Origin of the sequence: Sphingopyxis sp. BE259 (genome assembly GCF_031457495.1) — a bacterium.
Lineage (GTDB): Bacteria > Pseudomonadota > Alphaproteobacteria > Sphingomonadales > Sphingomonadaceae > Sphingopyxis.
Genome location: NZ_JAVDWM010000001.1, coordinates 1,888,813 through 1,903,120, shown reverse-complemented (window position 1 = coordinate 1,903,120; position 14,308 = coordinate 1,888,813). Strand labels below are relative to the sequence as shown.

Sequence of the window (14,308 nt, the reverse complement as noted above, 5' to 3'; positions counted from 1 at the left end):
TCAGCGCGCGCCGTCAGGCCACAGCACGACCCGCACTGTCTGCAACAGGATCAACAGGTCGAGAAAGGGCGAATAGTTTTTCGCGTAATACAGATCATATTCCAGTTTGACCCGCGCATCCTCGACCGACGCGCCATAGGGATAGTTGATCTGCGCCCACCCGGTCAGCCCCGGCTTCACCATGTGCCGTTCGGCGTAGAACGGCATTTTTTGTTCGAGTTCTTCCACGAAACTCGGCCGTTCGGGGCGCGGCCCGACAAAGCTCATGTCGCCCTTCAGGACGCACCAGGTCTGCGGCAGTTCGTCGATCCGCAGTTTGCGAATGATCCGTCCGACGCGGGTGACGCGCGGATCATTCTCGCTCGCCCAGATCGCCTTGCCCTCGGCCTCTGCATCGGTGCGCATCGAACGAATCTTGAAAATATCATAGGGTTCGCCGAACAGCCCGACGCGCGGCTGGCGGTAAAATACCGGCCCGCGGCTGTCGAACATCACCGCAATCCCGGCGATGATGATCAGCGGCAGGCCAACGACCAGCACGACCACGCTGGCCAATATGTCGAACAACCGTTTGCCGACCTTGGAAATACGTTGCCCCGCCGAAAATCCGTCGGAAAAGATCAGCCCGCTGGGGTTGGTGGTCGCCAGATCGACACGCCCGGTCTCGCGTTCGATAAAGCTTGCGATGTCGTTGACATGGACCCCCGTCGTCTTGACGCGGAGCAGATCGTTCAGCGGCAGCGCGTTGCGCCGTTCCTCAAGCGCCAGCACGACCTCGCCGGCGCGCAGCGTGACGACATGATCGGACAGATTGGGGATCGTTTGACGCGGGATGGCGCCAGCGACCGCCTTTTCGGCATCGCTCATCGCGATAAAGCCAACCATCTCCAGCCCGCTGCCCGGCTCGTTGGCGAGCGCCGCCAGTCGCGCCGCGCGCGGCCCGGCGCCCAGCACCAGGATACGGCGACGAAACGCCTCGGTTCCCGCCGACTGGGTCAGCGCCAGGCGAATGACGAACAGCGCCGCAATCGCCAGCGCCATCGCATACAGGCTGTTCGCGCGCCACAGCGTCGCGGTCGGCAACAGAAAGCCGAGCACCGAGAGAAAAATCACCCCGAGCGAAATCGCTGCAAGCAGGCGCGCGGTGGCAAAGCGCATCGAACGCAGCCCCTCGTTCCCATACATGCCGGTCGCCATCATCGCCAGCGAGTTGGCCACGGCAAAGGTCGCCAACGGCAACCATCGGTCGGCCAACGGACCCGCGTCAAAGCCCGCCTGATGCGCGTAAAGATGCCACGCCCCCTCCGCCGAGCCGAGCAGCGCGAGGAACTCGATCAGCGCCAGCCAGACGACGGCGTGCGGGACATAATGTTTGAACAGCCGGAACATGGAAAATCACACAGCCCTTTCGACCGCCTGATACTACAGTCGAGGCGTCAACTGTCGGTTAATTTTACACTTGCCATTTGCCCGAGCGGGGGTGACCAGCGCCGCCGGAGGCGATAGACCAGCGCGATGACCGTGATGATCCAACCCCTTATCCTGTGCGGTGGAGCCGGAACCCGGCTGTGGCCCGAATCGCGGGGCGACCGCGCCAAGCAGTTCCTGCCGCTGACCGGCGCGCAAAGCCTGTTCCAGCAGACGATGCAGCGTATCCCCGCCAGCGCCGCCTTTTTGCCGCCGATCATCCTGTGCGGCGACGCCCATGTCCCCGCAGTGCACGACCAGATGGGCGAACGCGAAGCCGCTTTGATCGTCGAACCGATGCCACGCGGCACTGCCGCAGCCATCGCGCTTGCGGTCGCCCGCGCCGATGCCGACACGCTGTTGCTGGTGATGCCCAGCGATCATGTCATCGCTCACGTCCCCGCCTTTCATACCGCGATCGCCAAAGGCGCACGGCTGGCGCAGCAGGACTGGATCGTGACGTTCGGCATCGCACCGGACGGCCCCGAGACCGGCTTTGGTTATATCGCCAATGGCGCGGCGCTGGGCGAAGACGGTTTTGCGGTTGGTCGCTTTATCGAAAAGCCGCCGCTGGCCGAGGCGCAGGCGATGCTGGCCGCGGGCGGCTACAGCTGGAATGCCGGCATCTTCCTGTTCCGCGCCGGGCGGATGCACGATGCGATGCTGACCCACTGCCGTGCGATCTTCGAGGCCGCTGACCGCGCCGTCGCTGCAGGGCGGCCCGACGGCGACGCGCTCTATGCCGACGCCGTCCGCTTCGCAGAGGCGCCCTCCGACTCGATCGATTATGCCGTAATGGAAAAGGACGACCGCGTCGCCGTGGTCCCCGCCGCGATGGGCTGGTCCGACCTCGGCAGCTGGCAGGCGGTCCACAGGCTCGCGTCAAAGGACCCGGCCGACAACGCCGTGACCGGCGACGCCTTTCTGCACGACAGCCAGCGAAATCTTGTCCGCGCGGGCGCCAAGCGCGTGTCGCTGGTCGGCATCAATGATATTGCGGTGATCGTCGACGGCGACGACATCCTCGTCATGCCGTTGTCGCGCTCGCAGGACGTTCGCGCCGCTGCCAAGGCCCGCGAATAGCCTTTTCCGCTTTCAAGCGGTGGGCGAGACCGGCTCGGCAAGCACCCGCGCCGCCGTTGCAGGCCAATCGTCGAAGCGCCAGAATTTGTGACTGGCACGGCCCATGATCCGCGGCTCGCGCGGCGCCGGCCCGATTTCAAGATCGGACGGCGCACATTCCGCCAGCAAGTCGCAGTCAAAGAACACCCGCACGATGATCGTCTCGCCCGCCGCGCCTGCGCTGCCGACGACGATCGCCAGCATTCCGCTCGACAGCGTCACCAAGGTGCCGGTCGGAAAAATTCCCAGACTGTCGGCGAACTGGTCGAGCAGATGCGGGTCGAAATGTCCGGCCCAGCCTTGCATCGCAGTCAACGCCTCGCACGGCGTCCACGCCGCCTTATACGGCCGGTCGGACGTCACCGCGTCATACACGTCGCAAATCGCCCCCATCCGGGCATAGAGCGACAACGCCTCGCCGCTCAAACCGCCCGGATAGCCCGTGCCATCCATCTTTTCGTGGTGGCGCAGGCACACTTCGAACGCCGCCGCCGGAATGTCCTGCGACTTCATCAGGAACGCGTGGCCTGCCTCGGGGTGAACCTCGACTGCGCTGCGTTCGCACGTCGTCAGCTTGCCGGGCTTGAACAACACATCGTCGGCGATCGCGACCTTGCCGACGTCGTGCAGTAACCCCGCTACCCCCAGCGCCTGTACCTCGGCCTCATCCAGCTTCAGGTGACGGGCGAAATTGATCATCAGCGCGCAGACGGCGACCGAATGGAGATAGGTATATTCGTCTTTCTGTTTCAGCCGCACCAAGTCGATCATGGCGCGTGACTGTCGGGTGATCGATTTGCCGACGGCCTCGGCCAGCGATGCCATCCGCCGCGCCTCGACCGCGCGGCCCATCCGCGCGGCGCCGAACAGATCGACCACTGCCTGCTTCGATTTTGCGATCAGCCGCTCGGCGCGGCGGCGCTCCTGCGCGTAACTTGCCGGGCGCACCGGATGCTCGCCCGGCGGCGGCGCAAAGATGTTTGCGCGCCGCCGTTCGACACCGGGACACGGCGGGGCCAGGCCGCGCGCCGATTGGCGGCGATCGTCGGGAAGGATGACGTCGGCGGCGGCGTCGGTTGCCATCCGGCTGCGGCTACGATCGACGATGACGGCGTTGACCCCCGATGCCCGGATCCGCGCTAACTGGTCAGCGGTCTCGATCAGAAACCGGCTGCGCCAGAACGGATGATCGATCCACCGCCCGTCGAACGCATCGACGAACATGCCGATTTCGACCTGTTCGGGTTTGAGATGAAGCAACATGGGTCCGGTCCTGTTCGGGTGGCTGCGACAGACCCGACATTCGATTAACGTCCGGAATGGATGATATTTTAGCGGAGACCGCACCCAAGTCTGCAAGCCATGCAAACTTTGCCCGCCGCTGATGCAACCGCGTCTGGTGCGGCGGGTTGATAGAGTGTCGCCTTCCGCGGCGGAAGGAACGACCCTTGCCCAAAAAACCTGCCCCCTCGCCCGCCACCGACAACCAGCTGCACGATCACCAGCCCGGCGCCGGACAGTCGGCCTTCGCGACCGAGCACGGCAATGGCGGAGAGCTCCACCAAACCGCCTCGGCCGACGCCGACCCCGCCGCCTATCTCACCGACAACTTCGGCCATCGCATCGCCGACAACCAGAACTCGCTGCGCGCAGGCGGACGCGGCCCGACCTTGCTCGAGGATTTTGTCCTCCGCGAAAAAATCTTCCATTTCGACCATGAGCGCATCCCCGAACGCATCGTTCACGCCCGCGGCTCGGGCGCGCATGGTGTGTTCGAATGCACCAAAGCGATCCCGGGACTGACAACCGCGTCGATCCTCCAGACTGCGGGCGCTACCTGCCCCGTCTTTGTCCGCTTCTCGACCGTCGCCGGCGGCGCCGGGTCGGTCGATACGGCGCGCGACGTGCGGGGCTTTGCGGTCAAGCTCTATACCGACAGCGGCAATTGGGACCTGGTCGGCAACAACATCCCGGTCTTCTTCATCCAGGACGCGATGAAATTCCCCGACCTCGTCCACAGCGTCAAGATGGAGGCCGACCGCGGCTATCCGCAGGCGGGCAGCGCGCACGATACCTTCTGGGACTTCATCGGCCTGATGCCAGAGGCGATGCACATGATCATGTGGGCGATGTCCGACCGCACGATCCCGCGCAGCCTGCGCATGATCGAGGGGTTCGGCGTCCACACGTTCCGCCTCGTCAATGCGAAGGGTGACGGCAAATTCGTCAAATTCCACTGGAAGCCGGTGCTCGGCATCCAGTCGACAACATGGGACGAGGCGGTCAAGATCGCCGGTGCCGACCCCGATTTCCACCGCCGCGATCTGTTCGAGGCGATCGACGCGGGCGACTTCCCCGCGTGGGATCTGGGCGTGCAGGTCTTCGACGAAGCCTTTGCCGCCAAACAGCCCTATGACGTACTCGACGCGACCAAACTGATCCCCGAAGAAGATGTACCGGTCGAGATCGTCGGCCGCATGACGCTCAACCGCAATATCGACAATTTCTTTGCCGAAACCGAACAGGTCGCCTTCCTGCCGTCGAACATCATCCCCGGTATCGACTTCAGCAACGATCCGCTGCTCCAGGGCCGTCTCTTCTCCTACCTCGACACCCAAAAGTCGCGGCTGGGTACGACCAATTTCCACCAGATCCCGATCAACGCGCCCAAATGCCCGTTCCACAATTTCCAGCGCGACGGGATGATGCAGACGCTGGTTCCGACCGGGCGCGCCAATTACGAGCCCAACAGTCTGGCCGAAGCAGGCGAGAACGGCGGGCCGCGCGCCAGTGCGGCGACCGGCTTCCGCACCTTTGCCACCAACGATGAACGCAACGACCCGACGCAGAAACTGCGCATACGCGCCAAACTCTTCGCCGATCATTTCAGCCAGGCGCGGATGTTCTACCTGTCGCAGACAGAAAATGAACAAGCGCATATTGCCTCGGCGCTGGTGTTCGAACTGTCGAAGGTGACACTCGACCATGTGCGCGTCCGCGTCGTCGGCCAGCTGCGCAACATCGACGACGACCTTGCCAAGCGCGTCGCCGACGGCCTCGCCATCGACCTTCCGGCCAAGGAAAAGGCGGCGCGCGCGCCCGTCGATCTCAAACCCTCCGACGCGCTGTCGATCCAGAAGAATGCCGACGACACGATGGAAGGCCGCAAGGTCGCCATCCTCTTTGCCGAAGGATCGGACAAGGCCGCAATCGACGCGCTAAAAGCCGCGATCGAAAAGGCGGGCGGCACCGCTTTCCTCGTCGCGCCCAAGGTCGGCGGTATCAAAGTCAAGGGCGGCACGCTCAAGGCCGACGGCCAGCTCGCCGGATCGCCGTCGGTCTTGTTCGACGCGGTCGCGTCGATCCTGACTGAGGAACAGGCAGTGCTGCTGTCGAAACAGGGCGCCGCGGTGCAGTGGTTCATGGACGCTTTCGGCCATTGCAAGACGATCGCGCACGACGAGGCGACCCGGATCCTGCTCGACAAGGCAAGCGTGGAAAAGGACGGCGGCGTCGTCGCACTTGATAGCTTCGCCAAGGTCGGCACGCGGCGCCATTGGGCACGCGAAGCCAAGGTGCGCGATCTCGCCTGACGCCAAATCGGGCGCGCCTGGACGATTGGGAATGTCGCATGCCCCGCGCACGCGATATTCCCCAGAACGAAGGGCATCGCGCCCGATCGAGTCTGGAGTCATCGTATGACGTCGCCAAATGTCCGCTCCCCGCATTATTCGCCGTTCACGCGCGGCGCTGGCCTGATCTTCACTTCGGGCCAGCTGCCGCGGCGACAGGGCCGGGCCACGTCGCTGGCCAGCGCGTCGTTCAAGGAACAGGCGCAGCAAGCGCTGGCCAATTTGCAGTCGGTCCTCAGCGAGGCGGGGGCCGACCTGTCGCAGGTGGTCAAAACGACCGTCTATCTCAGCGACATGGGCGACTGGCCCGAACTCGACGAGGTCTATGGCCAATTCTTCGGCCCAGTGCGTCCGGCACGGAGCGTGGTGCCAACAGGGCCGCTGCATTTCGGTTTCCGGATCAAAATCGAGGCAATTGCGCTCGCATCCGACTAGGGCTCGCCGCCCCCCCTCAATCGCCCGCAAAATCGAACGCACTTACCCCGCGCTCGCCATCCCTGAACCGCAAAGGCCGGCCCAGCGGCGGCATCGACCGTTGCACACATCCGGTGCGCGTGCAGCGGCGGCATCCTAGGCCAATCGGGGTTGCGGGGCTGCGCATCAGGTCGATCCCCCGCGCCGCGACCAAGGGCGCCGCGACCTTCGCGTCGACCCCGACACACACCGCAAAGCGCGCAGGCGTCCCGCTGCCAGTCGCCCCCGGCGCCGCAACGCTGCGCGATTGCGTGAACCATCGCGACCCGTCCTCCAGCTCGACCAGATCGGCGATCACTTCGCCGGGGCGCGCAAAGGCTTCGTGGACGCCCCACAGCGGGCAGCGCGTATCGCCGTCAACCAGCGGCGACTGGCTCGCCCCGGCATAGCGTTTGCTGCCCTGCCCCGCGCGGTCGATGCGCAGCATGAAGAAGGGCAGCCCGCGCGCCCCGACGCGCTGCAGCGTCGTCAGGCGGTGCGCGACCTGCTCATATCCCGCGCCGAAACGCCGTTGGAGCAGCAGCAGGTCGTATCCCGTCGCATCGCAGGCGCGCAGGAAGCGGCTGTACGGCATCATCAGGGCCGCGGCGAAATAGTGGACCAGATGCCGCTCGAACAGGCGCGCTGCTGCGCTCTCGGCAAATTCGGCGCCCGCAACCAGCGCGTCGATCTCGGCCTTCGCCTCGATTTGCGCCAGCGTCGCCGCCGCCTGGAATGTGCGCGACGCGGGGCGCAGCAATTCGCTCAGCATAAGTTGCCGCGCGTGCCAGTCGAGCCAGCGAAGGCGATCGGGCATCACGTCCGACGGCAGGATGCGGATGCCCAGCTGATGCCGGGTGCGCAAACGCTCGGAAATCGTGCCATAAAGGTCGCCGCCCGCCAGCCGCAGTTCGTCGGCCAGCTCCTCGGCCTTCGCGTCCAGATCGGCGAAATGATTGCGCCATTTCTCGATCGCGCGGCGCACCGCGGCAACTTCGGGCGCTTCTTCCTGTAAAGCCGCGCCCGCTTCGGGCGCCGCATCGAACAGGCGGGCAAAGGCCGCGGCGGTCGTCGGCGCGGCTGCCAGCCACTCCTCGACCTCCTGCGCGCCGATCCCCAGATCGGCAAAGCGTGCATCGGACAACCGCCGCCGCAGCCCCGCCGCGCCGCCCGGCACCGCATCGACGCCCAGCGTCGCGGCATCGAAGCCGAAGCGCTCGGCCAGCTTGACGATCACCGTCGCGGACAAGGGCCGCTGGCCGTGCTCGATCAGATTGAGGTAGCTTGGCGAAATATCCAGCGACTCGGCCATCGCCGCCTGCGTCATCCCCGCCTCGCGCCGCACCTTGCGCACCGCCGGCCCCGCAAACACCCGTCGCTCCGCCATCGCCTGTAACTTTCTTTACTAATTTACACGCCGATTTACACCGATAGACCATATTTGACAAATATTATTGACAAAGCTTTTCACTTTCCGCGGCACCTTCGCCAGTATCCACCCATCACCTCCTCTCAAGGACAAAGACGATGGGTTACCAGGAAGACATGGCACAGGCAGGCCGCCTCATCCGCGATTACGACGGCACATGGGATGGCATCAGCGGCGAAAGCATCGCCCGCATGCGCGCCCAGAACAAGTTCCGCACCGGCCTCGACGTCGCCCGCTATACTGCGCGCATCATGCGTGCCGACATGGCCGCCTATGACGCCGACCCCGCGAATTACACCCAGTCGCTCGGCTGCTGGCACGGCTTTATCGCGCAGCAGAAGATGATCTCGATCAAGAAGCATTTCGGCAACGTCAAGGGCCGCTACATCTATCTGTCTGGCTGGATGATCGCCGCGCTGCGCAGCGAATTCGGCCCGCTGCCCGATCAGTCGATGCACGAAAAGACCAGCGTTCCGGCGCTGATCGAAGAAATCTACACCTTCCTGCGCCAGGCTGACGCGCGCGAGCTGGGTGGCTTGTTCCGCGAACTCGACGCCGCGCGCGCTGAAGGCGACGAGCTGAAGGCGAAGCAGATTCAGGCAAGCATCGACAACCACGAAACGCACGTTGTGCCGATCATCGCCGACATCGACGCGGGCTTCGGCAATGCCGAGGCGACGTACCTCCTTGCCAAGAAGATGATCGAGGCCGGCGCGTGTGCGCTCCAGATCGAAAACCAGGTTTCGGATGAGAAGCAGTGCGGCCACCAGGACGGCAAGGTCACCGTACCGCACGAGGATTTCATCGCGAAAATCCGCGCCTGCCGCTACGCCTTCATGGAACTGGGCGTCGAGGATGGCATCATCGTCACCCGCACCGACAGCCTGGGGGCGGGGCTGACCAAGCAGATCGCTTTCTCGAAAGAGCCCGGCGACCTCGCCGACCAATATAACAGCTTCCTCGATTGCGAAGAGGTTGACGGCGCGGGCAACCCCGGCGACGTCCTGATCAACCGCGATGGCAAGCTGATGCGCCCGAAGCGCCTGCCCTCGAACCTCTATCAGTTTCGCCCCGGCACGGGCGAGGACCGCTGCGTCATGGATTGCATTGCTAGCCTGCAGAACGGCGCCGACCTGCTGTGGATCGAGACCGAAAAGCCGCACATCGAACAGATCGCCGGCATGGTCGACCGCATCCGCGAAGTCGTTCCCAACGCAAAGCTCGCGTACAACAATTCGCCGAGCTTCAACTGGACGCTGAACTTCCGCCAGCAGGTGTTCGACGCCTGGCAGGCCGAGGGCAAGGACGTTAGCGCCTATGACCGCGCCAAGCTGATGAGCGTCGATTACGACGGCACCGCGCTTGGCGACGAAGCCGACAATCGCATTCGTACTTTCCAGCGCGATTCGGCGAAGCGGGCGGGCATCTTCCACCACCTGATCACCCTGCCAACCTATCACACCGCGGCGCTGTCGACCGACAATCTCGCCAAGGAATATTTCGGCGACGAGGCGATGCTGGGGTACGTCAAGGGCGTCCAGCGCGCAGAAATCCGCCAGGGGATCGCCTGCGTCAAGCACCAGAACATGTCGGGCAGCGACATCGGCGACGACCATAAGGAATATTTCGCTGGCGAAGCGGCTCTGAAGGCCGCTGGCAAGGACAACACGATGAACCAGTTCGCCGCATAACGAGATCGGCGCGGGCGGCCCGTTGCACCCGCTCGCGCCACCCCGCTTGGTGCGGGGGCTAGCGACCCAGCCCCCGCGCCTCCACTGCTTTCCTGGGGAGGAAAGCCTGTCCGTCGGAAGCCGCAAGGCCTCCGGCGGACATTTTCGTTATCGCGTCATTGCGGCAGGACTTCTTCCTCCTCGCGGGTCTTGACCAGCGACCAGATGATGCCGCCCGCGATCAGCGCGACGGTCACGCCGAGGCTGACCAGCGGCGGGAATTTGTCGCCGCCCAGGATAAAATCGGCGACGAAGATCTTCGACCCGATGAACACCAGCACCAGCGCCAGCGCATATTTGAGGTAATGGAAGCGGTGCACCATTGCCGACAGCGCGAAATACAGCGCGCGCAGCCCCAGGATCGCCATGATGTTCGACGTATAGACGATGAACGTATCGGTGGTGATCGCAAAGATCGCCGGGACGCTGTCGACCGCGAATACCAGATCCGCGAGGTTGATCACGACGAGCGCGAGGAACAACGGCGTCGCCGCCAGCACCAGCTTCCCGGTCTTGCTATCGGGGACGCGCACAAAGAACTTTTCACCGTGCAGCTCGTTCGTGATCGGGATGTGCCGCGACAGCCATTTGACCACCGGATTGCCCGCGACGTCCATCGGCTTTTCGCCCGCAAACAGCATCTTGATGCCCGTGAACACCAGGAAGGCGGCAAACACATAGAGCAGCCATTCATATTCGGTGACCAGCGCCGCACCGCCCGCGATCATGATCCCGCGCAGCACGATCACCGCGACGATACCCCACAAAAGCGCGCGATACTGGTAGCGCGGCGGGATCGCGAAGGTGGCGAAGATCAGCGAGATGACAAAGATATTGTCAATCGACAGCGCCTTTTCGATGAAGAAGCCGGTGTAATATTGCAGCCCCGCCTCGCCGCCCTTCGCGGCCCAGACCCAGGCGCCGAACGCCATCGCGATGCCGATATAGAGCGCCGAGAGCTTCAAGCTCTCACCGATCCCCATCTCCTTGTTCTCTTTATTCAGGATGCCAAGGTCAAAGGCGGTGAGCGCCACGACTAGCGCGATAAACGCCAGCCAGAACCAGGCCGGGGTGCCCAGCCAGTCGGCAAACAGAAATTCCATGGTGATTGTCCCTGGTAACGCCAGAAGGCGCCGCCCCGGCGGGACGACGCTTCCAGTCTCGATTGGAAGAAATTAGCGCGCGAGCGCCGGACGCAGCGACAGCGCCGCCAAGCGCCGCTTGACCGCCAGCTTCAGCGTTTTCAGCCGCAGCAGCCGAAAGGGATCGGCCCCGCGCCGCCGCGCCTCGCGCCGCGCCGCCTCGTCCAGCTGGCGATGCAGCAGGGTGAGCCGATAGAGATTGGGATTAAGCGTCATGAAAATGGGCCTCCTGATTGAAAATCAAGCAGGTGACGCCGATGCTGGACCCGGGTGTAGGGGGGAGGTAGGCCCAGAGCATCGGTGTCACCCGATGCGGTCCGACATCACGTGACGGGAAACATCCCGCCGACGCCAGAGGGGCCCGGCCCGCATGAGACCGACTTAGGTGGGGCATGTGACGGTTTCAAGACCGCACCCGTCATATTGGCGCAAAATCTGTGCGGCCTGGCGCCAAGGGCTCGCAAGACGGCCGTTCGAGCGCGATCGCGATGGGAGCAGCGGGTTGGCACAGTCCAAAGTTCAGTAAAGTTCAGCCCAATGAGGCGCGCGCTTTGGTATTTCTCTCCGTCAGGCGCCCTTAATGCGCTGCGGCGCGCCCGTTGGCCGGGCCGTCACGACGGGATGCCGAGAGACTCATCAGGCTGATCATCGGACAAAGTGAACCACAAATGGGTGATGTAGGAAAGGCCCGCGCGGGCCGGGTGTGCAATATAGGATCGGCTGGCTTGGCGCGCGCGGTGCCAGCTCTTCAGACCCAACCTTGCGACAAAAAACCATCGTCACCCCGGGCTTGACCCGGGGTAACAACGTTGGGGGGAGCCGCGTTCTCTTTCGTCACCCCGAACTTGATCCGGGGTCCCGCTTCGCGGCAAGCTAGGCCACGATCAATCCATACGGGTAAAGTGGGTCGTTTCCAGTTTTGGAAGATTGTCGGCAGTCCAGACAATCGTCTCCGTCATCGATTTTTGATCCTTGGCGACAGTATAGACACGGGTCGATACCCGGGTTCCGTCCTTCCCCAACGTCATTACCAACGTGCCAGGCGCCGGCTGGCGCAGGGCAACGGTGTCGAAACCCATATTGCCGGTGATCGGCACGGGAACGCCATCAAGCGCAGCCGTGGATTCCGCCCGCTTGCTGGAGCCGTCGGGCCCGACAATCTCCACGAGTGTCGTCCATTTTCCGTCCTGTGATGGGCGGAAATCAATCGTCACCCGTCGAGGGCGCTGCTTTTCCGGGATGAGCGATGCGTCGAGCAACCAGCTTCCGGCCAGCGGCCGTTGGTCCGAAGATGTACTGTAGGCGCCGTTCGGCGTGGCGACCTGATCGACCGAGGGGACGGAAGCGACAAGGAGTCCCGCGGCGACCGTGGATATGGAGAAGAACATGACGATGATTCCTTTCGAACCCCGAACCCCGATGGTTCCGGTGTGCGGCCAGTTCTCCACGTTGAAGTGCTGCGTCGGAAGATCGATTTTTTCGTCACAAATTTCCTGGGCGTCCAAAAGTCGCGCCAATTCGCGACTGCTGCCAAGTCCGGTCTTGCGGCGGGCGGCACGTAAACGCTCGTTTATCGATGTTTCCGAGCGGCCCAGACGCGCGGCAATGGTCTTTACCGTATGTCCGGCCGCCAACAGCCGAAGGATTTCCAGTTCCCGTTCATTAAGATATGCGGACAAGCCGAGCGTATGTTCTTTCGCGGACATATCATTTGCTGACCACAGCCTCAGGATGAGGTCCATCCCAATTTATTTGGGACACGACAGGACGATCTGAGCAAACGAACACGCCAATCGCTCGTCATACCGTCGGCGCCGCACCCGTCCGGTTTTCGGTCGTTCGCTCTACTTCTTCCCCATCAACTTCATCGCCATCGCCGTCAGCGCCTCGGTCGCGGTCGCGATCACCTTGTCCGCTTCGGGCGCCCAGAAAGGCGAGTGCAGGCTCGGCAGGGTCCGGCCTTCCTTTTTCGCCGCGTCATATTCGGCCTGCGGGACGCCGCCGACCCAGATGATCAGGCTTTTGATATCCTTGTCGTCGCGCGAGAAGCGGCCGAAATCTTCGCCGCCCATCACCGGCGGGATCTGCATCACGCGCTTCTCGCCAAAACTGGTTTTCAGATACGCCGCCATGTCCTCGGTGAAATCGGGGGTGTTGAAGGTCGAGGGGGTGAATTCGTCCTTGGCGACGCTGACCACCGGCATCTTTTCGTCGGGAATTCCCGCCGCAATTGCCTCGCCCTTCGCGATCCGCGCGATCCCGTCGAGCAAATGGTTGCGAACTTCGTCGGAATAGCTGCGGACGGTCAGTTGCAGCCGCGCCTCGTCGGAAATGATATTATGCTTCGCTCCGGCGTGGAAGCTGCCGACGGTCACCACGGCGCTGTCGAGCGGGCTGATCTCGCGCGACACCAAAGTCTGCAACGTGCCGACGATGCGGCTTGCCAGCACGATCGGATCCTTCGTCGTCTGCGGATAGGCGCCGTGGCCGCCGACGCCCTTCACCAGGATATCGACGCTATCGACATTGGCGAGCGCATAGCCCGGGGTATAGCCGATCATCCCGGCGGGAAACTGCGCCGCATCGTGGAACGCCAGCGCATATTGCGGCTTGGGGAAACGGGTATAAAGCCCGTCCTCCAGCATCATGCGCGCGCCCGCGCCGCGCTCTTCGGCGGGCTGGCCGATCATTACCAGCGTCCCCGACCAGTTCGCCTTGTTCGCCGCCATCAGCCGCGCGACGCCGACCCAAGCGGTCATGTGCGTGTCGTGGCCGCACGCGTGCATCACCCCGGTCTCGACGCCCTCCGCCGTGGTCACGCGCACCTTCGACGCGCCAGGCAGCCCGGTCTGTTCGGTTACCGGCAGGCCGTCCATGTCGGCGCGGACCATCACCACCGGTCCGGGGCCGTTCTTCATCACCGCGACGATGCCGGTGCCGCCGACCTTTTCGGTCACCGTAAACCCCAGCTTTCGCGCCTCCGCCGCGAGGATGCCCGCCGAACGCACCTCCATGAAGCTGAGTTCGGGATTGGCGTGCAGGTCGTCATAGATTTTCATCAGCGACGGCATCTGTTTCTGCACCTCGCCGCCAAGCTGCTGGGCCGCTGCGGGGGCGGTGACCGATAGCGCGAGCGCCAGTGCGGCGGCGCCTGTCCATAACTTCTGCATCGTCATTCCCCCGTATCAAGCTGTTATGAGCCTAACCTAATCCGTTCGTGTCGAGCCCTTCGACTGCCCTGTGGGCGCTCAGGATAAACTTTCGGCATTTGCCGGAAGTCGAGACACCCCGCAGCGTAGCGCGCCTCAAGCATGTCTCGACTTCGCTCGACAC

Annotated in this window: 11 protein-coding genes; 4 read left to right on the top strand and 7 right to left on the bottom strand. The window is 63.7% G+C overall.

What is annotated here, in order from left to right:
- A complete protein-coding gene (locus J2X44_RS09185; protein ID WP_310089202.1) occupies nt 1–1,389 on the bottom strand; it encodes a TIGR03013 family XrtA/PEP-CTERM system glycosyltransferase in 1,389 nt (462 codons plus the stop codon).
- Between the two features lie 135 nt (nt 1,390–1,524).
- On the opposite strand from J2X44_RS09185, the gene J2X44_RS09180 reads away from it, so the two are divergent.
- Nucleotides 1,525–2,550 (top strand): sugar phosphate nucleotidyltransferase, encoded by a 1,026-nt coding sequence (locus J2X44_RS09180; protein ID WP_310089200.1) that lies wholly within the window; start codon nt 1,525–1,527, stop codon nt 2,548–2,550.
- Between the two features lie 12 nt (nt 2,551–2,562).
- Here the strand turns inward: J2X44_RS09180 and J2X44_RS09175 are convergent, their stop codons facing one another.
- Complete coding sequence (locus tag J2X44_RS09175; protein WP_310089199.1) at nt 2,563–3,852, bottom strand: HD-GYP domain-containing protein; 1,290 nt, start codon at nt 3,850–3,852, stop codon at nt 2,563–2,565.
- Between the two features lie 185 nt (nt 3,853–4,037).
- Between J2X44_RS09175 and J2X44_RS09170 the strand changes: the two genes are divergently transcribed.
- Nucleotides 4,038–6,182: a catalase gene (locus J2X44_RS09170; RefSeq protein WP_405053356.1), complete on the top strand. Its 2,145-nt coding sequence runs from the start codon at nt 4,038–4,040 to the stop codon at nt 6,180–6,182.
- A gap of 105 nt (nt 6,183–6,287) precedes the next feature.
- The gene (locus J2X44_RS09165; RefSeq protein ID WP_310089198.1) at nt 6,288–6,656 is read left to right on the top strand and encodes a RidA family protein; all 369 of its coding nucleotides are present in this window, start codon (nt 6,288–6,290) and stop codon (nt 6,654–6,656) included.
- A gap of 16 nt (nt 6,657–6,672) precedes the next feature.
- Here the strand turns inward: J2X44_RS09165 and J2X44_RS09160 are convergent, their stop codons facing one another.
- On the bottom strand, nt 6,673–8,061 hold the full coding sequence (locus tag J2X44_RS09160) for a short-chain fatty acyl-CoA regulator family protein (RefSeq protein ID WP_310089197.1): 1,389 nt from the start codon (nt 8,059–8,061) through the stop codon (nt 6,673–6,675).
- Nucleotides 8,062–8,201: 140 nt separating this feature from the next.
- Here J2X44_RS09160 and J2X44_RS09155 point away from each other — a divergent pair, with 140 nt between their 5' ends.
- A complete protein-coding gene (locus tag J2X44_RS09155; RefSeq protein ID WP_310089196.1) occupies nt 8,202–9,794 on the top strand; it encodes an isocitrate lyase in 1,593 nt (530 codons plus the stop codon).
- Nucleotides 9,795–9,949: 155 nt separating this feature from the next.
- On the opposite strand, the gene J2X44_RS09150 is transcribed toward J2X44_RS09155, so the two are convergent.
- The 4 genes from J2X44_RS09150 to J2X44_RS09135 all read right to left on the bottom strand — a co-directional run bounded on the left by J2X44_RS09150 (nt 9,950) and on the right by J2X44_RS09135 (nt 14,145).
- A complete protein-coding gene (locus J2X44_RS09150) occupies nt 9,950–10,936 on the bottom strand; it encodes a TerC family protein (protein ID WP_310089195.1) in 987 nt (328 codons plus the stop codon).
- Nucleotides 10,937–11,008: 72 nt separating this feature from the next.
- Entirely contained in the window at nt 11,009–11,191 is a 183-nt protein-coding gene (locus tag J2X44_RS09145) for a hypothetical protein (RefSeq protein WP_120216033.1), read from the bottom strand.
- Nucleotides 11,192–11,859: 668 nt separating this feature from the next.
- Complete coding sequence (locus tag J2X44_RS09140; RefSeq protein WP_310089194.1) at nt 11,860–12,681, bottom strand: helix-turn-helix transcriptional regulator; 822 nt, start codon at nt 12,679–12,681, stop codon at nt 11,860–11,862.
- A 138-nt stretch (nt 12,682–12,819) separates the two neighbouring features.
- Nucleotides 12,820–14,145 (bottom strand): amidohydrolase, encoded by a 1,326-nt coding sequence (locus tag J2X44_RS09135; RefSeq protein WP_310089193.1) that lies wholly within the window; start codon nt 14,143–14,145, stop codon nt 12,820–12,822.
- Between the last annotated feature and the right edge of the window lie 163 nt (nt 14,146–14,308).